Origin of the sequence: Streptosporangium sp. NPDC049644, from assembly GCF_040675205.1 — a bacterium.
Classification (GTDB): Bacteria; Actinomycetota; Actinomycetes; order Streptosporangiales; family Streptosporangiaceae; genus Streptosporangium; species Streptosporangium fukuiense.
Map to the genome: position 1 here is coordinate 1 of NZ_JBFAOJ010000066.1, position 23,191 is coordinate 23,191.

Annotated in this window: 21 protein-coding genes; 10 read left to right on the forward strand and 11 right to left on the reverse strand. The window is 70.5% G+C overall.

Annotated elements, in window-relative coordinates; all coding sequences use genetic code 11:
• Positions 1-96 precede the first annotated feature (96 nt).
• From AB0J58_RS30050 to AB0J58_RS30060, 3 genes are all read right to left on the reverse strand, one after another.
• Positions 97-1,044 (reverse strand): terpene synthase family protein, encoded by a 948-nt coding sequence (locus tag AB0J58_RS30050; RefSeq protein WP_364221925.1) that lies wholly within the window; start codon positions 1,042-1,044, stop codon positions 97-99.
• A 161-nt stretch (positions 1,045-1,205) separates the two neighbouring features.
• A complete protein-coding gene (locus tag AB0J58_RS30055; RefSeq protein ID WP_364221928.1) occupies positions 1,206-1,751 on the reverse strand; it encodes an EF-hand domain-containing protein in 546 nt (181 codons plus the stop codon).
• A gap of 35 nt (positions 1,752-1,786) precedes the next feature.
• On the reverse strand, positions 1,787-2,617 hold the full coding sequence (locus tag AB0J58_RS30060; RefSeq protein ID WP_364221931.1) for a terpene synthase family protein: 831 nt from the start codon (positions 2,615-2,617) through the stop codon (positions 1,787-1,789).
• A 183-nt stretch (positions 2,618-2,800) separates the two neighbouring features.
• Between AB0J58_RS30060 and AB0J58_RS30065 the strand changes: the two genes are divergently transcribed.
• The 3 genes from AB0J58_RS30065 (at position 2,801) to AB0J58_RS30075 (ending at position 6,372) form a co-directional block, all read left to right on the forward strand.
• Positions 2,801-4,162 (forward strand): glutamine synthetase family protein, encoded by a 1,362-nt coding sequence (locus tag AB0J58_RS30065; RefSeq protein WP_343963924.1) that lies wholly within the window; start codon positions 2,801-2,803, stop codon positions 4,160-4,162.
• A 278-nt stretch (positions 4,163-4,440) separates the two neighbouring features.
• Positions 4,441-5,166: a hypothetical protein gene (locus AB0J58_RS30070; RefSeq protein ID WP_364221934.1), complete on the forward strand. Its 726-nt coding sequence runs from the start codon at positions 4,441-4,443 to the stop codon at positions 5,164-5,166.
• A gap of 264 nt (positions 5,167-5,430) precedes the next feature.
• Entirely contained in the window at positions 5,431-6,372 is a 942-nt protein-coding gene (locus AB0J58_RS30075; RefSeq protein WP_364221937.1) for an acyl-CoA desaturase, read from the forward strand.
• Between the two features lie 30 nt (positions 6,373-6,402).
• Here the strand turns inward: AB0J58_RS30075 and AB0J58_RS30080 are convergent, their stop codons facing one another.
• Positions 6,403-7,266 (reverse strand): alpha/beta hydrolase, encoded by an 864-nt coding sequence (locus AB0J58_RS30080; RefSeq protein WP_364221940.1) that lies wholly within the window; start codon positions 7,264-7,266, stop codon positions 6,403-6,405.
• Positions 7,267-7,486: 220 nt separating this feature from the next.
• Here AB0J58_RS30080 and AB0J58_RS30085 point away from each other — a divergent pair, with 220 nt between their 5' ends.
• The 3 genes from AB0J58_RS30085 to AB0J58_RS30095 all read left to right on the forward strand — a co-directional run bounded on the left by AB0J58_RS30085 (position 7,487) and on the right by AB0J58_RS30095 (position 12,687).
• Positions 7,487-8,188 (forward strand): type 1 glutamine amidotransferase, encoded by a 702-nt coding sequence (locus AB0J58_RS30085; RefSeq protein ID WP_364221943.1) that lies wholly within the window; start codon positions 7,487-7,489, stop codon positions 8,186-8,188.
• Positions 8,189-8,395: 207 nt separating this feature from the next.
• Positions 8,396-11,377, forward strand: coding sequence for a bifunctional [glutamine synthetase] adenylyltransferase/[glutamine synthetase]-adenylyl-L-tyrosine phosphorylase (locus AB0J58_RS30090; RefSeq protein ID WP_364222034.1), 2,982 nt, complete (start codon positions 8,396-8,398; stop codon positions 11,375-11,377).
• Between the two features lie 101 nt (positions 11,378-11,478).
• The gene (locus tag AB0J58_RS30095; RefSeq protein WP_364221946.1) at positions 11,479-12,687 is read left to right on the forward strand and encodes a hypothetical protein; all 1,209 of its coding nucleotides are present in this window, start codon (positions 11,479-11,481) and stop codon (positions 12,685-12,687) included.
• Positions 12,688-12,726: 39 nt separating this feature from the next.
• Here the strand turns inward: AB0J58_RS30095 and AB0J58_RS30100 are convergent, their stop codons facing one another.
• The 4 genes from AB0J58_RS30100 to AB0J58_RS30115 form a co-directional block, all read right to left on the reverse strand.
• Positions 12,727-13,563 carry an LLM class flavin-dependent oxidoreductase gene (locus tag AB0J58_RS30100; RefSeq protein WP_364221949.1) on the reverse strand — a complete coding sequence of 279 codons (837 nt, stop codon included), beginning with the start codon at positions 13,561-13,563 and terminating at the stop codon, positions 12,727-12,729.
• 72 nt (positions 13,564-13,635) lie between these two features.
• Entirely contained in the window at positions 13,636-14,247 is a 612-nt protein-coding gene (locus AB0J58_RS30105; RefSeq protein WP_364221951.1) for an NlpC/P60 family protein, read from the reverse strand.
• Positions 14,248-14,643: 396 nt separating this feature from the next.
• On the reverse strand, positions 14,644-14,829 hold the full coding sequence (locus tag AB0J58_RS30110; protein ID WP_364221954.1) for a hypothetical protein: 186 nt from the start codon (positions 14,827-14,829) through the stop codon (positions 14,644-14,646).
• A gap of 477 nt (positions 14,830-15,306) precedes the next feature.
• Positions 15,307-16,212, reverse strand: a complete 906-nt coding sequence (locus AB0J58_RS30115) for a maleylpyruvate isomerase N-terminal domain-containing protein (protein WP_364221957.1) — start codon at positions 16,210-16,212, stop codon at positions 15,307-15,309.
• A gap of 429 nt (positions 16,213-16,641) precedes the next feature.
• Between AB0J58_RS30115 and AB0J58_RS30120 the strand changes: the two genes are divergently transcribed.
• A complete protein-coding gene (locus AB0J58_RS30120) occupies positions 16,642-17,196 on the forward strand; it encodes a peroxidase-related enzyme (RefSeq protein ID WP_364221960.1) in 555 nt (184 codons plus the stop codon).
• Between the two features lie 380 nt (positions 17,197-17,576).
• Here AB0J58_RS30120 and AB0J58_RS30125 read toward each other — a convergent pair whose 3' ends face one another.
• A complete protein-coding gene (locus AB0J58_RS30125) occupies positions 17,577-17,786 on the reverse strand; it encodes a hypothetical protein (RefSeq protein ID WP_364221963.1) in 210 nt (69 codons plus the stop codon).
• Positions 17,787-18,129: 343 nt separating this feature from the next.
• Here AB0J58_RS30125 and AB0J58_RS30130 point away from each other — a divergent pair, with 343 nt between their 5' ends.
• A complete protein-coding gene (locus AB0J58_RS30130) occupies positions 18,130-19,002 on the forward strand; it encodes a helix-turn-helix transcriptional regulator (protein ID WP_364221966.1) in 873 nt (290 codons plus the stop codon).
• Entirely contained in the window at positions 19,002-19,229 is a 228-nt protein-coding gene (locus AB0J58_RS30135; RefSeq protein ID WP_364222037.1) for a DUF397 domain-containing protein, read from the forward strand. Before AB0J58_RS30130 ends, AB0J58_RS30135 begins: the two co-directional genes overlap by 1 nt.
• A gap of 99 nt (positions 19,230-19,328) precedes the next feature.
• Here the strand turns inward: AB0J58_RS30135 and AB0J58_RS30140 are convergent, their stop codons facing one another.
• Positions 19,329-19,832: a hypothetical protein gene (locus AB0J58_RS30140; RefSeq protein WP_364221969.1), complete on the reverse strand. Its 504-nt coding sequence runs from the start codon at positions 19,830-19,832 to the stop codon at positions 19,329-19,331.
• A 298-nt stretch (positions 19,833-20,130) separates the two neighbouring features.
• On the opposite strand from AB0J58_RS30140, the gene AB0J58_RS30145 reads away from it, so the two are divergent.
• A complete protein-coding gene (locus AB0J58_RS30145) occupies positions 20,131-21,549 on the forward strand; it encodes a hypothetical protein (protein ID WP_364221972.1) in 1,419 nt (472 codons plus the stop codon).
• A gap of 206 nt (positions 21,550-21,755) precedes the next feature.
• Here AB0J58_RS30145 and glnA read toward each other — a convergent pair whose 3' ends face one another.
• The gene (gene glnA / locus AB0J58_RS30150) at positions 21,756-23,180 is read right to left on the reverse strand and encodes a type I glutamate--ammonia ligase (RefSeq protein WP_343963892.1); all 1,425 of its coding nucleotides are present in this window, start codon (positions 23,178-23,180) and stop codon (positions 21,756-21,758) included.
• Positions 23,181-23,191: the final 11 nt, after the last annotated feature.

Genomic DNA, 23,191 nt, shown 5'->3' on the forward strand with positions numbered 1-23,191 from the left:
GCCGGTCGCGTCCTCACGCTCTATCTTTCCCGGGCGGGCCGTACCCCGGGCCCCCTCCCGCGGGGGGTCGCGGGGGTGTGGGTCCGCGGGGGCCGGTCACGGCACGTCGTACCGGCTGGACTCCAGGAGCCATTCCAGCTGCGCCCTCGGCGCCGCGAGGAACGCGCACGCGACCTTGCTGACCTCCCTGGCCTGGCCGGTCGACAGCTCGAACCGGTCGAACAGCGCCGGCAGCCGGCGCGCGGAGATCCGCAGATCCTCGGCGCGGACGGCGATCCGGTCGTTCACCCAGGTGACGGCGGCGCCGTCGGAGAGCCCGAACGCGGTCGCGGCGACCGTCACGTAGTTGTGCACGTCGCCGTTGGCCCGCTCCTTGTGGTGCGAGGCGACGTCGTTGCACCACGCGGTGACGTCGTTGCAGGCGTCCACCAGCGTCCGCCACGTCGTGCTCTCGCGCAGCCCCGCGGGCACCTCCACCCCCAGGCATGGCTCCACCAGGTCGAACAGGTAGGGGCCCGCGGTGCCCCGCCGCAGCCGCGGATACTCCGCGGGGGAGGGCACCCGGCCCGCGCACCGGTTCTCGGCCTCGACGCGGCACGCCTCGCCCTGCGCGGCCAGCCCCGCCAGGAACCGGTGCCGCCACCGGGTGCTCATCCGCCCCGCGGTGATCTTCCAGAGGTCGGCGAAGGCGATCTCGACGGGCGAGGAGGCGTGGACGGGAGCGCGCGCGACGAGGTCGAGCCTGGCGAAGGTGGTCTCCACGATCTCGGCCGCGCGCCCGGCGGGCTTCTCGTCCCACTCGTCGTCGAAATGGAACAGCCAGGTCAGCCATTTGGCGAACAGCAGCGCCGCCTCCACGCCGAACCCGGCGAAGGCCCGGCCCGCCATCCGCTCGAACCCGGCGCGCGGGGGAGCCTCCAGCCCGGTCTCGCGAGCCCAGCCGGCGAGTCCGGCGCCGATCAGGTCGACCGAGGGATGCATCCGGCACGGTGCGGACATCGCCGGTACGAGCTCGGCGAGGGGGAGCAGCGAAGCCGCGGCCACCCCGGAGGGGGATGGCGGCTCCGGACATCCCGCGGTCCCGGGGGGCGGGGCGGCGAAGGGACGCATGACAGGTGCGGGGGATGGATGCAGGGAGTGCGACAAGGGCTGTGAGTGGGGTCGGGGAAAGGTCAGGGGATCGCCGAACGTTGGGGTGAGAGCCACTACAGCGGACCGAACAGCCAGTTGCCGGCCACGTCCGGATCGGCGCTCGTGTAGAACTGCCGGGTCGCCTCGACCAGTTCGCCCACGGACACCGCGCCGTCGCCGTCGCCGTCGAGCCGCTGGAAGGCGGCCGTCACATCCTCGCGGGAGGTGCCGAACGCGGCCATCATGACCCAGAACTCGTCCGGCCCGACGACGCCGTCGCCGTCGGGGTCGCACAGCCAGGCCACCGCCTCGGCTGCGGGCCCGAAGACCGCGTCGAACCGGTCGCCCTCGACGAACGCGGAGGTCATGCCGGCGCGGAACTCCTCCGCTGAGATCGCACGGTCGCCGTCGGTGTCGATCTCCGCGGCCAGCGTCCGCCAGATCCCCTCGAAGCCCTGCTCGAGCCTGCTGCCGGCCGGGGAGGTCGGCGACTCACCGAAGCCGACGAGGATCCGGGCTCCGAGGCCGAGAAGGTCCTCGCGCCCGATCGATCCGCTGCCGTCGACGTCCATGTGCTCGAAGGCACGGTCGAGCTTGCGGTTGAGGAGCCTGGTGCTCATCGTTTACTCCGTCGTCACTTGATGGACTCGAACTGTTACCCTAAGTGACGATAGCGGGGCCTTTCCAGGAGCCACTCCAGATAAGCCTTCGGGATGGTCAAGAAAGCACATGCCACCCGCGTCACGTCCTGGGAGGCGGCGAGGCCGAGACCGTGCCGTTCGGTGAGCGCCGGGATCGCGCGGGCCGCCGTCCACAACTCCTCCATCCGGGCGGCCACGCGGTCGATCACCGACTCCTCCGCCTCCTGACTGGAGCGTTCCAGGAACGCGCCTGGCGCGCCGTCCTGTTCGGCCGCCGCCTCCGCGCACCAGGCGGTCACGTCGCCGCTCGCCTCGACGAGCGTCCGCCAGCGCGGGCTCCGCCGCACCGGGGCGGGCACCTCCACCCCGTAGCAGGGCTCCACCAGGTCCAGCGGCAGGCGGCCGAAGGCGTTCGCGGGCACGCCGGTGGCCAGTCCGGCGGTGAAGCGCTCGCGCCACGCGTCACTCATCCTGGGGGCGCAGGCTCCCCAGAGATCGGCGAAGGCCCGCGTCAGCGGTGCCGTGCCCGGCTCGCCGCCCCCGGCCACGGCGAGGACCGGGGTGAGCGCCGCGGGCTCCTCGCGCAGCCGCGCCCCCCAGGTCAGCCAGCGGGCGAGCAGCGTGACCGCGCGGGTTTCGCAGCGGGCGAACGCCCGCCCGGCCAGCCAGGAGGCGGCGGGGGCCGGGGCCAGCCCGGCCGCCCGGGCCCAGTCGGACGCGGCGGCCTCGACCAGGTGTATCGACGGGTGGACGGGGCAGGGCATCGTCAACGCCGCGAGGCGTTCGGTGAGCCTGACCGGTGGCGAGACCGCGTACGGTGGTTCGTGAACTTCGGTGCGCGTCATCGTTTCCCCCCGGATCGAACCTCCAGCGACTCCGGTCGCACACTGTAAGAGGGGACGGGGCCTGTCGCGCGGAGGCGCGACGCGCATCTCACTGTTCTTCCTCGTAACGTGTGCGAAACACTTAGCGGGCAAACTGATAGACCACCAGGCGTGTCGCAGCACGTCGGCAATGAAGGAGAAGCCTTGGACCGCCAGCAGGAGTTCGTTCTCCGCACCCTTGAGGAGCGCGACATCCGGTTCATCCGGCTGTGGTTCACCGACGTGCTCGGGTTCCTGAAGTCGGTGGCCATCGCCCCGGCCGAACTTGAGGGAGCCTTCGCCGAGGGCATCGGCTTCGACGGCTCGGCGATCGAGGGCTTCGCCCGGGTCTACGAGTCGGACATGCTCGCCAAGCCCGACCCGTCGACCTTCCAGATCCTTCCGTGGCGCAGCGAGACGCCGGGCGCGGCCCGGATGTTCTGCGACATCCTCATGCCGGACGGCTCGCCCTCACACGCGGACCCGCGCTGGGTGCTCAAGCGCACCCTGTCGAAGGCCTCCGACATGGGCTTCAGTTTCTACACCCACCCGGAGATCGAGTTCTTCCTGTTGAAGAACCGGCCCGAGGGCGGTGAGCGGCCCGAGCCGATCGACGACGGCGGCTACTTCGACCACACCCCGCACAGCTCCGGCCACGACTTCCGGCGTAACGCGATCATGATGCTGGAGTCGATGGGCATCTCCGTCGAGTACAGCCACCACGAGGGCGGTCCGGGCCAGCAGGAGATCGACCTGCGCTACGCCGACGCGCTCACCACCGCCGACAACATCATGACCTTCCGCCTGGTCATGAAGGAGGTCGCGCTGGAGCAGGGCATCTGGGCGAGCTTCATGCCCAAGCCCTTCACCGAGCATCCCGGCTCCGGCATGCACACCCACATGTCGCTCTTCGAGGGCGACCGTAACGCCTTCTACGAGCCGGGCGCCGACTACCAGCTCTCCAAGATCGGCCGCTCCTTCATAGGGGGTCTGCTGGTGCACGCCGCCGAGATCACCGCGGTCTGCAACCAGTGGGTCAACTCCTACAAGCGGCTCTGGGGCGGCGCCGAGGCGATCGCCGGAGCCGGCGGCGAGGCCCCGAGCTACATCTCCTGGGGCCACAACAACCGCTCGGCCCTGGTCCGGGTGCCGATGTACAAGCCGCACAAGGGCGGCTCGACCCGCATCGAGTTCCGCTCGCTCGACTCCGCCTGCAACCCCTACCTGGCCTTCGCCGTGATCCTGGCGGCCGGTCTGAGGGGAATCGAGGAGGGGTACGAGATGCCCCCCGGCGCCGAGGACGACGTCTGGGCGCTGACCTCGGCCGAGCGCAGGGCGCTGGGCATCCAGCCGCTGCCCCAGTCGCTGGACGAGGCCATCGCGGTCATGGAGCGCAGCGAGCTCGTCGCCGAGACCCTCGGCGAGCACGTCTTCGACTACTTCCTGCGCAACAAGCGCGCCGAGTGGAACGAATACCGCCGCCAGGTCACCGAATTCGAGCTCGGCCGCTACCTGCCGGTCCTCTAGTCGCCTCCGCGTTTCCGGCGCGGCGGGCGGCAGGGCTCCCGTCGCGCCGACGACGACCGCGCGAACCGTGCCGTACGGTCGCCGGTGGTGTGCCGACATCTCTCGGGGACAGGTAATCCGACGCCGCCCGCCGAACGTCATACCGGTGTTACCCGCTGCTAATCGAGGCGTCATCGACCCCGAGTTGGCTGTATGTACAAGCAGTCCGGTAAAATCGGCCAGTCCGAATACCGTTGTTTTTGAGGATAAATCGCCCTAAAGGCGACAGGAGGTGCGGCATGACGACGGCTGCCGAGCTGCAGACCGTGCTGACCGTTCCGGCGCGTTTCCGCGGTCCCGAGGGGTCCGCGAACGGCGGATGGATCGCGGGCACGGTCTCCGAGGCGTTGCACGGCGCCCGGCACGACTCGGCCGTCGAGGTCACGCTGCACGCGCCCACGCCACTGGACACCGAGCTGTCCCTGCGCCACCTCGCCAACACCACGACCCTCACCGACGGTGAGAGGCTCCTCGTCGAGGCCATCACGGTCACCGAGGAGTTCGACGTACCGGCCTTCGTGCCCTTCAACGAGGCGGCGCGGGCCGAGGGCGGCTTCGCCGGCCTCGTCGAACACGCCTTCCCCGGCTGCTTCGCGTGCGGCATGCGCGATCCCGGTGACGGCCTGCGGATCTTCCCCGGCCCGGTCTCCGGCACCGGCCTGATCGCCGCCGGCTGGCGGGTCCCGATGACCGTCACCGACGAGGACGGCGCCGTCCCCGACGCGATCGTCTGGGCAGCCCTCGACTGCCCCACCGGCTGGGCGCACTTCAAGCCGGGCGAGTTCGCCCTGCTCGGCCGGCTGACCGCGCGGCTGCGCCGCCGGATCTACCCCGGCGGCACCTACTCCGTCGTCGCCCGCGCCAGTGGCCGCGAGGGACGCAAGCTCTTCGGGGAGAGCGCCATCTACGAGACCGACGGCACCCTGGTCGCCGCCGCCAAGGCCGTCTGGATCGCTCCCGCCTAGGTCCCGCCCCCGGAATCCCTGCCCGCCGTGGCCCGTCGGGCGGTTCCCCGCCTCGGCGGGATCCACCGGACAGGGCCTGGCGCGGGCGATCGCGGAACACCCCGAGACAGGCGGCACGCCGTCTCGGGGAGGCCCGGCGAAGATCTGTGATCCACCGCACCGGGCCACACCCGTGGAGATTGTCATCGGGCTGACAAGCGCGAGGTGATAAATCGCCCTGAGGCGTCGAGCTTTCCGCGCGGCGGGCGATTAGCTTCGGCAGGCATGGCATACTCCTCCGCCGTCGCGCCGCAGGACCTCGCCGACCGGCCCGTGCCGTGGTTCGAACGCCTCCTGATCGTCCTGTTCGTCGTCGCCCCCTTCCTCGCCGTCCTGGCCGCCGTGCCCTTCGCCTGGGGGTGGGGGCTCGGGTGGCGGGACGTGGTCATCGCCGCGGTGATGTACCTCGTCACCGGGTTCGGCGTCACCGTCGGCTACCACCGGCACTTCACCCACCGCTCGTTCCAGGCCCCCGCCTGGCTCCGGGTGGTGCTGGCGATCGCCGGGGGCATGTCGTTGCAGGGCCCGGTGATCCGCTGGGTGGCCGACCACCGCCGGCACCACAAGTACGCCGACAGGGACGGCGACCCGCACTCGCCGTGGCGCTTCGGGCCCGGATTCACCGGGCTGTCCAGGGGACTCTTCCACGCCCATGTCGGCTGGCTGTTCAGTCCCGAGCAGACCTCCAGGCGGCGTTTCTGCCCCGACCTCCTCGCCGACCGGCCGATCAGATTCCTCTCGCACAACCTGGCCTACGTGCCGGTCGTGCTGCTCTCGGTGGGCCTGCCCGCGCTGGCCGGGGGACTGTGGGGTGGCTCCTGGCAGGCCGCGCTCACCGCGGGTTTCTGGGGCGGTCCGGTACGCGTCTTCGTCCTGCACCACGTGACCTGGTCGATCAACTCGATCTGCCACACGTTCGGCAGGGAGGAGTTCTCCGTCAGGGACCGCTCCCGCAACGTGTGGTGGCTCGCGGTGGTCTCGCTGGGAGAGGCGTGGCACAACCTGCACCATGCCGACCCCACCTGTGCCAGGCACGGTGTCCTGCGCGGCCAGGTCGACCCGAGCGCCCGGCTGATCTGGCTGCTGGAGCGGGCGGGCTGGGCCACCGACGTCCGCTGGCCCGACGCCGGACGGCTGGCCGCCCGCCGGGTGACCAGGACCGCCTGACGCCGGTGCCCGCCCGTGCGTTCCCCGCGGTCAGCGGGTGAGGCGCTCGGCGATCAGCGAGGCGCAGCGGTCGTCGAAGAGGATCGTGTAGTGGTTGCAGTCCTCGACCACCTCGTCCTTCAGCGAGGGCAGCCGCGCGGTCCACGCGGCGGCGAGCTCGTCGGGCAACATGCCGACCGGCTGGTTCAGCAGTCCCCGGGGGGCACGCAGCAGCGACAGGGGTGAGGTGATCGCCGACAGCGCGGCACCGATCGCCTCGTCCTCGGTGAGCATCCACCGGCCGTCCTCGCGGACCGGCTCCTGCCGTACCCGCGAGCGCACCGCGCCTTCCGGTCCCGAGGCGTCGTAGCGGACGTACTCCTCCGCCTCCTCGGTCCACGCGTCGACGAAGGCCGGGTGGGCCTTGAAGAAGTCCACGTACGCGTCGACGCTCGGGAAGGTCTGCTCCAGCCGGGCGACGGCGGGCCCGAGTATGGCCTCGATGACCGCGTTGGGGTCCGCGCCGGGAGGCATCGGCAGCGGGAGGCCGCCGTCGACCAGCACGACCCTGGCGTAGTCGTGGCCCGCCGCGGCGAGCGCGGTGACGTAGGCGCCCATCGAGTGGCCGGTGAGCACGATGTCGGACTCCGCGCCCACGGACCGGGCGACGAGGTTCACGTCCTCGGCGTGCCTGGCCAGACCGTACGGGCCGGGGAGCCCGGCGCTGTGGCCCCGGCCGCGCAGGTCCATCGCGACCAGCGACCAGTCGGCGGGCAGCCTGCGGGCGACGCCGGTCCATGACATGAGCGAGGCGGTGATGCCGTGTACGGCCACGATCACGCGCGGCCCGGTTCCGAACCTGGCGACGCGCAGCGCGCCGCCGGGGACCTCGACATCACTCAGGACGGGATTCATCGGCTCTCCTCAAGTACGGATACCTCTGCCTTCCGGCGAAGGGGAGAAGGCGGCCCGGTGCCGCGTGCCTCGGCAATGTATCCGGTGGCGGCCACGGCCAGGTCACCGGGAGGACGGCGGCGGGTGCCTCCGCTCAAGGCCGGCATCCTTTCGGGAGGTCCCGGTCTCCTGCGTCCACTCCCGCGCGGGGCTTATCCACATTTCAGCCCATAATTGCCGTATGAGAATTACCGTCATCGAGCACGAGGCGGACGCGGGCCTCGGGTTCCTCGCCGACTGGCTGTCCGGAGCCGGGGTCGCCTGCGAGATTGTCCGGCCCTACCTGGGTGAGGCCGTGCCCGAGCGGGCCGCCGACGGGCTGATCGTCCTCGGCGGCGAGGCGGCGGCCTGGGAGGACGAGCAGTATCCCTGGCTGCCCGCCACCCGAGACCTGATCCGCGGCTGTGTCGAGGCGGGCGTGCCCACCCTGGGGATCTGCCTGGGCGCCCAGCTCATGACGCTCGCCTGCGGCGGCGCCGTCGAGCGCGGAGAGCACGGGCTGGAGGTCGGCGCGACCGAGGTCGTCCCGCTGCCGGCCGCCGGGGCGGACCCGCTGTTCGCCGGTCTCGCCACCTCCCCCGCCGTCCAGTACCACCGCGACGCGATCACGCGGCTCCCCGCGGGCGCGGTGCCGCTGGCCACCGGCGACCCCTACCCCAACCAGGCGTACCGGCTGGGGGAGAACGCCTGGGCGGTGCAGTTCCACCCCGAGGCCACCCCGGAGATCTTCGCCGGCTGGACAGCCGGCTCGGCCGACCGGCTGACCGACCTGGGTCACCCGGTCGAGGAGCTCAACGCGCAGGTGAAGGAGGCCAGAGAGCGGCTCGTCGCCGCCTGGAAGCCGCTCGCCGAGCGATTCGCCACCGCCGTCCAAACCGCGTGACCGAGCGATTACGTTCCGAATCCGCTAACGACGGCGCACAGTTTCGGGATTAACCTGTGCGGCGACGCTCCGAATGCCCAAGGTGCGCGCCGAGGCCGACGCGACCGCGAGGGGCGTGCACCTTTGATCGCTCGGGGTAAGGATTGAGGAAGGGCACCCGTGCCTGTGATCGAGGACCATGGAGGGTCGGTGGAGACCGTGCCCCGGATGCAGACGACCGCCGGGCGTCTGGCCAGGCTCGGCTTCGCCGACGGGGCCAGGGCCGAGCGGCTGCTCGACGAATTGGGGCCGGAGGCCTTCGGAGACATCGACCTGCTGACCTCGCTGGTCGCCGCGGCCGATCCCGACCTGGCGCTCACCTCGCTGAACCGGCTGGCCGAGCAGGACCCCAGCGTGCTTGGAGCGCTCCGAGCGGACTCTGGGCTGCGAGACCGGTTGCTCGGCGTCTTCGGCGTCAGCGCCGCGCTCGGCGACCATGTCGTCAGGCACCCGGAGCACTGGCGCCTGCTCGGCGGGGCGTCGGCGATGGGGCGCCCGGGCGAGGGGGAACTCCGCGCGGAACTGCTGCTCGCGGTCGGCGCCGAGCCCGACGACCCCGAGCCGAGGGCCGCGGACGCCTCCACCGACACCCTCTCGGCGCTGCGCGTCGCCTACCGGGGCCGCCTGCTCCACCTCGCCGCGCGCGACGTCACCGGGGCCGTCTCGCTGTCGGAGGTGACCGCCGAGCTGTCCGACCTGGCCGGGGCCGCGCTGGAGGCGGGGCTCGCCGTCGCCAGGTCGGAGCACCCGGAGGCGGGGGCGGTGCGGCTGGCCGTCATCGGCATGGGCAAGTGCGGGGCACGCGAGCTCAACTACATCAGCGACGTCGACGTCGTCTTCGTGGCCGAGCCGAGAGAGGGCGCCGACGACTCCCTCGACGAGCACGGGGCCATCAAGCTCGCCACCCGGCTGGCCCAGGGCATGATGCGCGCCTGTTCGACCAGCACCCCGGAGGGGGCGCTGTGGGAGGTCGACGCGGCGCTGCGCCCCGAGGGCAAGGCCGGGCCGCTGGTCCGCACCCTCGCCAGCCACCTGGCCTACTACCGGCGCTGGGCCAAGACGTGGGAGTTCCAGGCACTGCTGAAGGCGCGGCCGGTCGCGGGTGACACCGAACTCGGCGAGCAGTACGTCGCCGCGGTGAACGAGATGGTCTGGCAGGCCGCCACCCGGGACAAGTTCGTCGAGGACGTGCAGGCCATGCGCCGCCGGGTGGAGGACCACGTCCGCGGTGGCGAGGCGGAGCGCCAGCTCAAGCTCGGGCCGGGCGGGCTGCGCGACATCGAGTTCGCGGTGCAGCTGCTCCAGCTCGTCCACGGCCGTCTCGACCCGCTGCTGCGCCGCCGTGCCACGCTTCCCGCGCTCGCCGCCCTCTCCCGCGGCGGCTACGTGGGCAGGGACGACGCCAAGGCACTCGCCGAGGCGTACACCTTCCTGCGCCAGGTCGAGCACCTCATCCAGCTGCACCGGCTCCGCCGCACGCATGTGGTGCCCGAGGGAAACGCCGACCTGCGCCGCCTCGGCAGGAGCCTGGGCATGACCGCCGACCCGGTGGGAGAGTTCACCACCAGGTGGCGGCGGCACGCCATGGAGGCACGGCGCCTGCACGAGAAGCTGTTCTACCGGCCGCTGCTGCAGGCGGTGGCCCGGCTGCCCGAGTCCGAGGACCGGCTCTCCACCACCGCGGCCAAGGCCCGCCTGGAGGCGCTCGGCTACAAGGACCCGGCCGGGGCGCTGCGCCACATCAGCGCGCTGACCACGGGGGTCTCCCGTCGTGCCGCGATCCAGCGCACCCTCCTTCCGGTCATGCTCGGCTGGTTCGCCGACGCCCCCGACCCCGACGCCGGCCTGCTCGGCTTCCGCCAGGTCTCCGACAAGCTCGGCTCCACCCCGTGGTACCTGCGACTGCTGCGCGACGAGACCGCGGTGGCCTCGCAGCTGGCCCGGATGCTCGGTACCAGCCGTTACGTGACGGGACTGCTGATGAACGCACCGGAGTCGGTCGCGATGCTCGGCTCGGACACCGAACTGGCCCCCAGGCCCGCCGAGGCGCTGCTGTCGGAGGCGCGGACCGTGGTCGCCCGTCATCCGGGGGACGCCGAGGGCGCGGTGGCCGCGGTCCGAGGGCTGCGCCGCAGGGAACTGCTCCGCACCGCCGTCGCCGACCTCTCCGGGCTCATCGACATCGAGGAGGTCGGCCGGACGCTGTCCGGGCTCAACGACGTGACGATCCAGGCCGCGCTCGACGCCGCGATCGACAAGGTCGAGATGGAACGCCGTAGCCCGCTGGGCACCAAGTTCGCGGTGATCGCGATGGGCCGCCTGGGCGGGATCGAGTCCTCCTACGGCAGTGACGCCGACGTGATGTTCGTGCACTCGCCGCTGGAGGGGGTGGCCGAGCGCGAGGCCACCGAGATGGCGTTCGAGGTGGCCAACGAGCTGCGCCGGCTGCTGTCCCTGCCCGCCCCCGACCCGCCGCTGCTCATCGACCCCGGCCTGCGTCCCGAGGGCAAGGCCGGGCCACTGGTCCGCACCCTGGCCTCGTACGCCGCCTACTACGAGCGGTGGTCCTCGCCGTGGGAGTCGCAGGCGCTGCTGCGCGCCCGCTTCTCCGCCGGGGACGCCGAGCTCGGTGTCGGCCTGCTGCACCTGGCCGACCCGCTGCGCTATCCGCCGGAGGGCATCTCCGAGGCGGCGGTGGTGGAGATCCGCAGGCTCAAGGCCCGGATGGAGGCCGAACGCCTCCCGCGCGGCACCGATCCCGCCCTGCACACCAAGCTCGGCCCCGGCGGGCTGTCCGATGTGGAGTGGGTGGCCCAGCTCATCCAGCTCCGCCACGCCGGGCGCCTCCCGGCGCTGCGGACCACCCGCACCCTGGAGGCGCTGAGCGCGGCGGTCGCCGAGGGGCTGCTCGCTGAGGCCGACGAGGCGGTGCTCGCCAAGGCATGGCGGTTCGCCTCGCGCATCCGCGACGCCATCGTCGCGGTCCGGGGCCGGGCCTCGGACACGGTCCCGGTGGACGCCCGCGAGCGCATGCTCATCGCCCGTGCCCTCGGCTACCCGCCCGACGGTACGGAGGACTTCGTGGACGACTACCGCCGCGCCACCCGCCGGGCCCGCCGGGTCGTGGAGCGCGTCTTCTACGAGGGCTGACCCGTCCGGCGCGGATCGTGAGGTCACGAAAACCGGCCCGTTTTCGGTGATCGCGTTGCGCCGCCCGGGGCGGGCGTGTATCAACGGTCCGGGTGATCCTTTTGATATCCGTTTACATTGATCTGGCCATCGGGCTGATCTTGGCCTTCCTGCTCCTGTCGCTCCTGGTGAGCGGGATCAACGAGGCCTTCGTACGGCTGCTCGGGATCCGCAGCAAGTTCCTCTGGGCCTACCTCAGGGACACCCTGGACGGCCCTGAGGGCGGCAGGTCGTGGATCCCGTCGAAGGTAGCCGACGTCTTCGCGAAGCTGCCCTTCTCCAGTGACGATCCGCGCCCGGCGCACAGTCCGGATCCGGCGCCCGCGGTGGTCGAGCCGCTGCGGGTCGACCCCGTCGAGGCCCCGGCGGCCGAGGGGGGCGCGTCCTCGGACGCTGTCTCCTCGGACGCTGTCTCCTCAGGCGCTGTTCCCTCGGGCGGCGTTCCCTCGGGCGGCGTTCCCTCGGAGGGCGTTCCCGAGGCGCCGGGAGACCTCGCGGAGCGGCCCGCGCCGCCGGTCGACATGACCACGCGGCTGTACGAGCGGCTCCAGGAGATCGACCACCCCAAGGGCACCCGCACCAGCATCGCGAACATCCCGCCCGAGCGGTTCTCCGGCGCCGTGATGGAACTGGTCGCCGCGGAGGAGGGCGGGATCGACGGCCTGCTGGCCAAGCTGGAGGCCATCCGCAGCCCTCTCGCGGGCCACCTCAAGGGCGTCTGGCAGGGGGCACAGCGGGACGCGCAGAAGTTCCGGCAGGGCGTCGAGGACTGGTTCAACGGGGAGATGCAGCGCCTTTCCACGCTCTACGCCCGCTACGTCAGGTGGGTGGTGTTCGTCCTGGGGGTGGTGCTGACCCTGCTGTTCAGCATGGACGCGCTGGAGTACGGCAAGACCCTGCTGCGCGACAACGCCTACCGGGCGGGGGTGTCCGCCATCGCGGGCGGCGGCGGGGAGGCGTACGCCGCGCTGAGGGACAAGTGCGCCGGTGCCGAGCCCGGCCTCGCCGAGCCGTACCAGTGCGTGACCGAGTCCCTCAGCTCCCCGGCGCTGGTCAAGATCTTCGACCATGCGATCGTGAGCGTCACGATCCCCCCCGACGGCTCCGACGATCCTTCCTTCCACTGGAACGGCGGAGCCTGGTGGGACCGGCTCGTCACCCCCGGCCACTGGCCGGGGTACCTGCTCACCATGGTGGCGCTGCTGTTCGGCGCCTCGTTCTGGTGGGACGTGCTGCGCCGCCTGACCGGCGTCCGGGGCAACCGTTCCTAGCCCCGTCGCGCCGCTGTTCGGTGCCCGGTGCGACCGTCCCTAGCGGAGCTCGGCCAGCAGCAGGTCGACCTGGGGGAGCGGGTCGGGTCCGAACGGGCGGACCACGACGGTGCGGGCACCCGCCTCCCACAGTGACCTGACCTGGTCGGCGGCCTCTTCGGCGGACCCCGCCGCCATCACCACCTCGCCCGGGGGGATCTTCAGGAACTCGGCGGAACCCTCGGCCAGCGCGGTGACCGTCGCGGCGTCGTCGCCGACGTAGAGGTTGACGAAGACCACCAGTTCGTGATCGCCCCCGCCGGTCAGCGTGAGGGCCTCCTCGATCTTCCCGGCACCGACCCCCTCGGGCAGGATCGTGCCCTGCGCCACCCGTCCGGACAGTTCCAGTGAGCGGGGCCGCAGCACCCCGGCCAGCAGCGGCGGCACGACGGCGGGGGGATGCACCAGGCGCACCCCGTCGAGTTGTACGGCCTTGCCCTCCATGGTGACCGTCTCGCCGCGCAGCAGGTCTCGTACCGCCGTGATCGTCTCCTCCAGCAGCGCCAGCGGCGAGGGTGCGAGAGCGCCCACCTGGCGCATCCAGTCCTGGACGCCGTGCCCGATGCCGGCCGCGAGCCGGCCCGGGTGCAGCCGGGCCAGGTTGCCCAGCTCCATGGCCAGCAGGGCGGGGTTGCGCAGCGGCGCCGGGGTGATCCCGATGCCCACCCGAAGGTGCTCGGTGACGGCGAGCGCGGTGGCGGCCGACGAGATCGCCCCGGTCCAGCCGAGATCCTCCACCACCCAGACGTCGTCCACCTCGGCCGCGTCCAGGTGGCGGCAGAAGGGGATGAGCGACTCGGGGGGAAGGTCGCGATCGAACATGACACCCAGACGCATGTCTCTCCTACGGTTGATGTCTTACCCGGTTCCTGCCGTGCGGTTCTCCTGGCGCCCCGTTCTCGGGGCGGCTCAGAGGGCCCCCGCGTAGCGGAAGTAGCCGGCGAGGTCGTCGAGGGCCGCGACGCGGTCGATCCGCACCTCGGTCCCGGTCCTCCGTGCATTGATCATCTTGCCCTGGCCGACGTAGACGCCGACATGATGGGTGCTGACCTTACGCTTGCCGATCTTGCCGTAGAAGACGAGGTCTCCCGGCCTGGCCATGGCGGCGGGGATCCTCTTGAGCCGCTTCACATGGTCGTCGGTGTTGCCGGGCCCCAGCACGTCGCGCCCGTAGGCGAGGTGGTAGACCCAGCGGGCGAGACCGGAGCAGTCCAGGCCGAGGGTCCGGGTGGCCGGGCAGGGCAGGATCGCCCCCGTGTAGCCCTGGCAGGTGCCCAGGGAGGGGCCCGGCCTCTCGCTGTGACCGCCGCCCCAGGAGTACGGGATCCCGCCGCCCCGCCAGCCGGGCTGGTGCCGTCCGGCCTCGATCGCGTACGCGATGGTGGTGATCCGGTTGAGGGCGACCGGCAGGGTCGGCACCGAGGCGCTCAGCAGCAGGAGCATTCCCAGCAGCGCGGCCGCCGTGGCCTGCCGCCGGTGCCCGAGAAGATCGCGAAGTCGGTGAGGGCCGGCCTCTGTCACGTCACCTCGCCTGATTTATCCACATAAGTCAGGACCAGTCTGCCCAAAAACCCGGCCCAGCGCGTCTCAGGAAGACTTCGGGGAGACTCCGCCCGGTCACCTTCACGGCCGACCAGCGACCGTACGAGTCCCGTCGGCTGCTCGCCGCCCGCAGGCTCCACGACGCTGAACGGCACCTACCGTTGGTCGAGACAGACGGTCGCTGCCCGCAGGATCATCCGTCGGTCAGGACACCGGGCCGCTGCCACCCGGGACGTCCCGCGGCCCTCACCGGGCGTCCCCTCGCCTTGATGGGCTTTTGCGAGCAGGTGGAAAGCGCCCGGCATGCCGCGACCCGCGTGCCGGGCACGCGGGTCGCGGTGAAGCGGGCGACGCCGTGCGCCGCCTCCGCGGTGATCAGTTGCCGTCCCCGTCGTCGTCCACACCGCCGTCGTCGTCCACCGCGGGTCCGGTCGTGTTGACCACGTCCGGGCCGTCGTCCCTGTCGTCGTCACCGTCGCCCCCGCAACCGCCGACCAGGCCGACGAGCGCCGCCGTCGCCGCGGCGGCCAGCGCCGCCTTCCGGGTGGTCTGAGCAAGCATGCGCAACCTCCAGGTAGTGATCTCCGGCCGGGCCCGTTGCCGCCCGGCCCCACCCCCTCTGTCCCGTTCGCCGGCGATCTAACGGCAGGAGGGGGGCCGTCCTTGATCGTGAGGACTGCGGGGTGCGCGCCCTCGTTACCGATGACCAGTAGGCGACTGTCGGCCGAACCCGTACCCGTTCCTGGTGACGGTCGCGCCGTCCCGTCCGGCAGCGCCAGCCCGTACGCCACCACCTCCGGCGAACTGCGCCCGCCCCTCTCATCGTCCTCGTCAGACTCGGGACTATGCCCTGGCGGTCATCGCGGCGGGTGACGCGAACGCTCCCGGCGAGCAGATCGAGCGCCGGGTGGACTTCCGATTCGACTCCTTCCCCAGGTGAAAGGACACGGCCTCCGGCGGGCGTCCACGACCGTGCGCCGGCCGTCCGGGCCGCCAGTGGCGACGTCACCTCTGCCGAGCGTGTGGCCGAGACGGTCGTCAGGCCCCGGCCGATTCACCGGTGGGCGTCGCGTAGTGACGGCGCGGACGCCGGTTGTCCGGCAGATGGACTTCGCGCAGGAACGGCGGAAGCAGCCAGAGACGTCGCCCCCAGGCGGCGATCTTGCCGGTGAGTACGGCCTTCGGGCGGCTGACGCGACCGAAGAGCATCAGGTTCAGCGTTGGTGGGTCGAAGGCGAGGTGGACGTCGGTGCGAGCCGACGACTCCTCCACCCGCACCCGGCCGTCCTGCAGCACCAGCGTCGCCGGGGTGGTGTACCGGGAGTGGAACCGGACCGCGATGCGCCCGGACCGCTTGGGCCCGGCCGTGTCCAGCAGCCGCCCGTGATCCCCGCGGATCACCCCGATGAGGAACAGGTCGAAGAACAACGCGGCCTCGCGCGCCGGTATCGTCCACGGTGCGCGTCCGCTCCGGGCGATGTCCCAGCCATGCTGGTGTATCTCGTTGATCAGATGGGCGAGCAGCCCGGTTAGCGGAACGCGGGCCTCGCCGAGCCAGGGGATGGGCGTCGCCGGGTCCAGATGCTCGGTCACGCGCAGGAGCTCGCCGATGTCGGCACGTAGCCGCCGGGCCAGCACGGCCGGGTCGCGCTCCGGGTAGGACGCCAGAGCGAGGTCGTTGACGTCGGCCACGGTGTCCACGTTGGTGGACGCGATCGGCGCGGTGAGCTCGGGCATCGGGTGCGGGGTGCCGTCCTGGCGCACGATGACGGTGTAGAGGTGGGCGATGGCCGCGACGTGCGCGCCGGTCTCGGCGACGGTCCAGTCGCGCGTCGCCATCGTCTGGGGTGGGACGGAGGTCAGCAGGCGGGCGAATCGGTCACCGGCCTGCTCCAGCGTCGCGCGAACGGCGCGCGACTGATGGTTCGGTCTGGACACGGCCATGGCCCCCCTCGTCCGGATTACGATCAAGGTAACACCGGGCTCCGCGGCACGGTTCTTCCAACGTGCGTTCCTCGCCCTCGCCGTGCTCCGCACGGGAATGTCGATGATCGTTTTGGATGGCCGGTATCGTCACCGTGGCGCCGCCGCTCGTCCGGCGAGATCTCGGGTTCTCCCCGGCCACACTGACCTGGACGGTCGAGGCGTACCCGATGCTTCCGAGGGGTCGGACGGCTGGGTGGTCTGGCCGGGGGCAGGCGCGGGTTCGGCGCCGGGCCCGTCGCCACTGCGATGGTGCCGGTCCTCGTGGTCCTGTGCGGGTGCGGCGGTGGCCGAGCCGCGGACCGCCGCAACCAAGGAGTTGCCCGGGATGGCGGCGATCGATCACGCTGCGTCTGAGGCGTGTCGATCCCCACTCCCCGAGGAGCTTTCATGGCGCACATCACACTGGGCAACGATCATCCGGGCATCTCCGGCCTGTTCCACTACCGGCCGCAGACCGCGCGACCGATGAGTGAGCTGGCCGAGGTGCTCTTGCGCGGCGACAACTCGCTGTCCCGGGGTGAGCGGGAGCTGATCGCGGCCTACGTGTCCGCGCGGAACGACTGCCGGTTCTGCTTCTCCTCGCACGCCGCGTTCGCCGAGGCGCAACTGCCGGAGGGCACGGCCCCGGTCGAGGACATCTGCGCCAATCCGGCGGACGCCTCCATCTCCGAAAAGATGAAGGCGCTGCTGGACATCGCGGGAGCCGTACAGCAGAGCGGAAAGACGGTCACCGACCAGCAGGTGGCCGCGGCCAGGGCGGTGGGGGCGTCCGACGTGGAGATCCACGACGCGATCCTGATCGCGGCCGCCTTCTGCATGTTCAACCGGTACGTGGACGGCCTGGCCGCGTTCACCCCGGACGACCCTGCCGACTACAAGGTCATGGCCGACCGCATCGTCGAGGCCGGCTATCTGCGCGCGCTACCCGACCCGCGAAGCTGACCGAAGGCTCCGGGACGGTCAACACATGCCGACGTGGTCGGCGGTGCCGGTGACCGTCGTCCTCAGGGTGCCGGACGGGTAGGCCTTCACCGTCTTCACCATGGCGTGGATGCCGGACTTGTTGATATAAGCCATGACAAGTTTGCCCAATAACCCGGTCTGGCGCGTCTCTTGAAAGCTCCGGGGAGACTCTTCGCCCGGTCACCTTCGCGAACGACCCGCGGACCCGACCGCGCACCGCCCTGGACCGTACGAGGTCACCTGGCACCTACGCCGAGGAGTTCGACCTGTTGGCCGGGGCGCGCAGCCGTTGCGCATCACCTTCACGCACGCGACCGCGATGCCCCGGAGGCGTGGTCCGGGGCATCTTTCCCGACCGGTCAGACGGCGCTCTCGCCGAGCCAGACCAGGTCGGAGCCCAGTCGGCGCGCGGCCCGGTGGGCGTTCGTCCAGCGGCCGAACCCGTACCCGTTCCTGGTGACGGTCGCCGCCGTCCCGTCCGGCAGCGCCAGCCCGTACGCCACCACCTCCGGCGAACTGCGCCCATCCCTCTCGTCGTCCTCGTCGAACTCCTGGACCAGGGCGAACATGCGCGGGAGAGCATCGGGCGGCATGCGCGCACTCGCGTGCGCACTCTACGGGCAACGCTCGCCGAAGTCCGGGTCATGGCAGGCGGATGGCTGGTCGGAACCAGCGTGCTGCTCCATGTTGGTACTCCCTTCCGGTGCTGAACCTGAGTGGAGATCTGCTGGACGGCCTCGCTTCGATTTCTCTGCGTCTTTGATCAAACGCATAGCGTGACCATCGATGCCTCGGTAGCGTGACATCGAATTTACGAGCACGCAAGCTTGCCTGAAGAGCTTGTGGGACTTGTCCCGATTCACCCCTTATCGAATCAGTGACATGGGTGTCGCGAGCTCGAAGGAGACGACGATGGGCGCGAAACGAGGACCGACGTTGCGGGCGCAGTGGCTCGGCAAACGCCTCAAGGAGTGCCGGGAGTCGGCCAAGCTGACGCTCAGGCAGGCCGGTGACTACCTGCAGCGCGATGCCGCCACCATCAGCCGACTGGAGTCCGGCATCATTCCGGCGAGGGTGTCCGACGTGCTGGCCCTCCTCAACCTGTACGACGTCGGCGACCAGAAGATCCGCGACGGGCTAGAGCGGCTCAGCCGTGACATCTGGCGAAAGGGCTGGTGGGACGGCTACGCCACCGACTCTCTCGGTGGGATGTTCGATCACGTCTGGCTCGAAACCCGTGCGACGGGGATCCGCTCCTACGAGGCGATGGTCATCCCCGGTCTTCTCCAGACCCGGGACTACGCCCTGGCGGTCATCGCGGCGGGTGACGCGAACGCTCCTGGCGAGCAGATCGAGCGCTGGGTGGACTTCCGAATGGACCGGCAGCGCGTGCTCGACGCCGAGTCGGCTCCGAGTACAGAGATCGTTCTCGACGAGGCCGTGCTGCACCGCATGATCGGCGGCCCGAAGGTGATGCGCGCCCAGCTGGAACACCTGGCCAAGTCCATGTCGAGACCGAACGTGACCGTCCGGGTCCTGCCGTTCGCCGCCGGAGCGCATGCCTGCCTGGAGAGCTCTTTCACGATCTTTGTCATGCCGGAGCCTTACTCCGACGCGACCTATGTGGAGACCAGAGGGGGTGCCGTCTACACCGAAGCGGAGGGTGCCGAGATCTTCGCACGAGCGTACGATTCCCTACGTAGCACCGCGCTCACCCCGGATGGGTCTATGACCGCCATCCGGACCGCAATCGGTCGTGCCAAACGAGCGAGAGGTAGCACATGATGATCACCCCCGAGGAACTGGCGGGCGTCGCCTGGCACATCAGCACCAGGAGCGCCAACAGTAACGGGCAGTGCGTCGAGGCCGGCCCGCTGGCCGATGGCAGCGGGCGTGTCGCGGTACGGCACAGTCGTCGTCCCGGCGCCGAGGTGATCGTCTACACCCGCACCGAGTGGCGGGCATTCGTCGACGGCGTCAAGAACGGCGAATTCGACTTCTCTCCCAGGTAGAAGGGCACGGCCTCCGGCGGGCGTTCACGACCGTGCGCCGGCCGCCCTGGCCGTCAGGGGCGACACCGCCCCTGCCGAGCGCGTGGACGAGACGGTCGTTCAGTAACCGCGACTCTCGGCCGCTTGGCGGATCTTCGCTCCACCGTACTGACCGCGCGGGATGCATCCGGGACACGGACAGGGGAACCTGCCGTGGGCGTTGGGCATGTATCTCCAGCCGGTCACCTGGTTCACGCCGCGAACGCGGTGGACCTCCTTGGCGGTGATCGCCCGTGGGATGAAGATCTCGTAGCCTCGGGCGTCCTCGCACCCGGCGATCAGGGCCGCGGCCTCGGCGCTGGGGAGCCGCTCGTGTCCCCCGGAGAAGTAACCCACGAACACCGGCTCGTCATCGGGCACCCGAAAGTCGACGGCCACCATCACGGTGCGTCGGCCACCGCGTTTCAGCTCGCGAACCCACTGGTGAGTGAGCTGGTAGGAGGGGAGGATCGGCAGGCAGAACACTCCCGGCAGGCCGTCATGGTTCCGGCTCCGCGCGCGGATACCGGCCCGCCGCACCGAACGGACCTTCTTGGCCGCGGTGAGATGGACGAAAAGGGTCATGAGCCGTGCCATCCGGGGTGTGACATCCCGCCTGCCAAAAGCACCTCTTCCGGGAAGATCAATGAGAACGCGATCAGCAGCGTAGCCCGGCAGGTGAACATGCCAAACAGCTTTTCCACCGCAAAGCGGGCCGCAGCTATCACTACCTACGAAATTCTCCATGAATAGGGATGCCTCGGTCGTAGGCGGGTGGCTACGCTTCCCGACGAACGGGAGAAGGGGGCGGTCATGTGCGGCTGGGCTCAGAGGAGTATCGGATGCTGCGCTCCGATATGGGCCGGACGGTTCGGAGACCGAAGTGAATGACCTGCCAGAAGCCCGGCAGGCGGATCCGCGCGGCGACATCCGCTGGAGGACGTCCGCGATCGTGCTCGCCGCGCTCCTGGCCGTCTGCCTGGCCGTCGCGGGACTCGCGTGGAAGCGTGCGCACGACAGGGCCTCGGCTCAGGAACGGATCGCACTGGCTCATGGGCTCGCGCTGCACGCCGCGGACCTGCGCGACGCCGCCCCAGGCACGGCCCGGAACCTCGGCGTGGCCGCAGTCAAGATCCACTCTGACGGGCAGACCCGGGCGGGGCTGATCGACACGCTGGTCTGGGAGCGCGGCAGGGAGCTCACGCCGGACGCCTCCAGCGAGGTGGCACTGAGCGGCGACGGGCGGCTCGCTCTGACCGGTGACGGCGACGAGGTGAGCGTGTGGGACCTCACGGCCTGGCTCGATCCCAAGGTCATCCTGAAATCCGATCGGGCCGCCGCCTTGAAGGGCCACAAGGAGGGCGTGGACGCGGTGGCACTGTCCTTCGACGGGCGGACCGCGCTGACCGGCGACGAAGGCGCCACCTTCGTATGGGATCTCACCGATCCGGCCAAGCCGATCCGGGCGGCCACATTGGCAAGTGAGAGGAACAGCGGCAGCGTGCGGGCGCTGGCGTTGTCAGACGACGGCCGTACGGCGGTGATCGCCAACGACGCCGGTGACGTGACCGTGTGGAATCTGACCGACAGGTCTCGTCCAGCGCGCCTGTCGGTGACGAGAGCGCATGCCTCCTCCATTCGCAGCCTCGGGCTCAGCGCGAACGGTCGGACCGCCGTCACCGTGGACAACGATGACGCGGTGACGGTCTGGGACCTCGCCGACCCCTCGCATCCAGTCAAGTCGGCCGACCTGCCCCCGCCCGAGAGATCCGAGAGATCCATGGTGGCGACGGCGATGAGCGCGGACGGGCGTATCGTCCTCGTCGGGAACGGGCCTCGGGTCGAGGTCTGGAACCTCGATGACCAGTCGCGTCCGGCTCGCACGGCCGCGTTCGAGGTGCCCCTCGGTTACATGTATGACGTGGCCTTGACCCCCGACGGGAAGACCGCCCTGCTCGCCGGACCGAGCGATTTCACGATTCTCTGGGACCTCTCCGACCTGTCCAGGCCGACACGGCTGGCCGCGTTGAAGGGATACGCGAGGGAGATTGAATCCGTGGCTTTCAGTGCCGATGGCGGCATCGCCCTGACGGCCGGCCCCAGCGGGGTCTCCCTGTGGGATCTCAGGAATCTGGCCGAGGTCGTCGCTGATCCGGAGCAGGCGGCTTGCCACGGTCACACCAGCGCGCGGCTCAGCAAGGCGGACTGGGCTCGCTACGCGGGAGACGCGGACTGGTCGGACTACGGGGGAGAGGTCTCGGGCGGCCTTGCCGTTTGCTTCATCACTTCGGACCCCACATGACGCCCTTGCCGGGGAGTGCGCGGTAGCGGAGGGCCATCCCGGGCCACGGGCGGCCGGGTTCACCACCTGCGCGCACTTCGTGCCGCCGAGAGAGGAGCACATGCGAAAGGCCGTCGAGTGTGCCCTCCTGTGAGGGGCAGTCGACGGCCTTTCGCGAGACGCCTTAGTTTCCTGACCGGCGTTTACCCAAGTCAGAAGCCAGCGGCTCAGACGTCGTAGTAGAGCTCGAACTCGTGCGGGTGCGGGCGCAGCCGGATCGGGTCGATCTCGTTCTCGCGCTTGTAGGAGATCCAGGTCTCGATCAGGTCCGGCGTGAACACGCCGCCCTCCAGCAGGTACTCGTGGTCGGCCTCCAGGGCCGCGAGCACGTCCGTCAGTGAACCGGGGACCTGCGGGATGTTGCGGGCCTCCTCCGGGGGAAGCTCGTAGAGGTCCTTGTCGACCGGCTCGACCGGCTCGATCTTGTTGCGGATGCCGTCGATGCCGGCCATCAGCTGGGCGGCGAAGGCGAAGTACGGGTTGCACGACGGGTCCGGGACGCGGAACTCGATGCGCTTGGCCTTCGGGTTGGAGCCCGTGATCGGGATGCGGATGCACGCCGAGCGGTTGCGCTGGGAGTAGACCAGGTTGACCGGGGCCTCGTAGCCGGGCACCAGGCGGTGGTAGGAGTTCACCGTCGGGTTGGTGAAGGCCAGCAGCGACGGGGCGTGCTTGAGCAGGCCGCCGATGTAGTAGCGGGCGGTGTCGGACAGGCCCGCGTAGCCGACCTCGTCGTAGAAGAGCGGCGCGCCGTCCTTCCAGAGCGACTGGTGGCAGTGCATGCCGGAGCCGTTGTCACCGAAGATCGGCTTGGGCATGAAGGTGACCGTGTGGCCGTGCTCCAGGGCCGTGCTCTTGACGATGTACTTGTACAGCATCAGGGTGTCGGCGGCCTTGAGCAGCGTGTTGAACCGGAAGTCGATCTCCGCCTGGCCGGCCGTGCCCACCTCGTGGTGCTGCATCTCGACGTCGATGCCCGCGTCGATGAGGCGGCGCACCATCTCCGAACGCAGGTCGGTGAAGTGGTCCATCGGCGGGACCGGGAAGTAGCCGCCCTTGAACCGCGGCTTGTAACCGAGGTTGCCGCCCTCCTGGGCCTTGCCGCTGTTCCAGGCACCCTCGATCGAGTCGATGTGGTAGTAGCTGGTGTGCGCGTTGGTCTCGAAGCGCACGTCGTCGAAGATGTAGAACTCGGCCTCGGGGCCGAAGTAGACGGTGTCGGCGATGCCGGTGCCCTTGAGGTACTCCTCCGCCTTGCGGGCGACGTTGCGCGGGTCGCGGCTGTAGGCCTCGCCCGTCAGCGGGTCGTGCACGAAGAAGTTGATGTTGAGCGTCTTGTGCTGCCGGAACGGGTCGAGCACGGCCGTGGACGGGTCGGGCAGCAGCAGCATGTCCGACTCGTGGATGGCCTGGAAACCGCGGATCGACGAGCCGTCGAACATGAGACCGTCGGTGAAGACGCCGGCTCCGAAGTTCTCCGAAGGGAACGTGAAGTGGTGCGTCGTCCCCGGCAGGTCGGTGAACCTGACATCGACGAACTGCACTCCTTCGTCCTTGATGAACTTCAGGACGTCGTCGGCGGAGTTGAACACGCGAACCTCCC

Bases quoted from the DNA above. Each gene is read 5' to 3' on its own strand.
- AB0J58_RS30080 (WP_364221940.1), bottom strand. From the start codon at position 7,266: ATGAATCCCGTCCTGAGTGATGTCGAGGTCCCCGGCGGCGCGCTGCGC.
- AB0J58_RS30075 (WP_364221937.1), top strand. From the start codon at position 5,431: ATGGCATACTCCTCCGCCGTCGCGCCGCAGGACCTCGCCGACCGGCCC.
- AB0J58_RS30055 (WP_364221928.1), bottom strand. From the start codon at position 1,751: ATGAGCACCAGGCTCCTCAACCGCAAGCTCGACCGTGCCTTCGAGCAC.
- AB0J58_RS30130 (WP_364221966.1), top strand. From the start codon at position 18,130: ATGGGCGCGAAACGAGGACCGACGTTGCGGGCGCAGTGGCTCGGCAAA.
- AB0J58_RS30070 (WP_364221934.1), top strand. From the start codon at position 4,441: ATGACGACGGCTGCCGAGCTGCAGACCGTGCTGACCGTTCCGGCGCGT.
- AB0J58_RS30140 (WP_364221969.1), bottom strand. From the start codon at position 19,832: ATGACCCTTTTCGTCCATCTCACCGCGGCCAAGAAGGTCCGTTCGGTG.
- AB0J58_RS30115 (WP_364221957.1), bottom strand. From the start codon at position 16,212: ATGGCCGTGTCCAGACCGAACCATCAGTCGCGCGCCGTTCGCGCGACG.
- AB0J58_RS30125 (WP_364221963.1), bottom strand. From the start codon at position 17,786: ATGTTCGCCCTGGTCCAGGAGTTCGACGAGGACGACGAGAGGGATGGG.
- AB0J58_RS30110 (WP_364221954.1), bottom strand. From the start codon at position 14,829: ATGCTTGCTCAGACCACCCGGAAGGCGGCGCTGGCCGCCGCGGCGACG.
- AB0J58_RS30100 (WP_364221949.1), bottom strand. From the start codon at position 13,563: ATGCGTCTGGGTGTCATGTTCGATCGCGACCTTCCCCCCGAGTCGCTC.
- AB0J58_RS30135 (WP_364222037.1), top strand. From the start codon at position 19,002: ATGATCACCCCCGAGGAACTGGCGGGCGTCGCCTGGCACATCAGCACC.
- AB0J58_RS30090 (WP_364222034.1), top strand. From the start codon at position 8,396: ATGCAGACGACCGCCGGGCGTCTGGCCAGGCTCGGCTTCGCCGACGGG.
- AB0J58_RS30120 (WP_364221960.1), top strand. From the start codon at position 16,642: ATGGCGCACATCACACTGGGCAACGATCATCCGGGCATCTCCGGCCTG.
- AB0J58_RS30085 (WP_364221943.1), top strand. From the start codon at position 7,487: ATGAGAATTACCGTCATCGAGCACGAGGCGGACGCGGGCCTCGGGTTC.
- AB0J58_RS30060 (WP_364221931.1), bottom strand. From the start codon at position 2,617: ATGACGCGCACCGAAGTTCACGAACCACCGTACGCGGTCTCGCCACCG.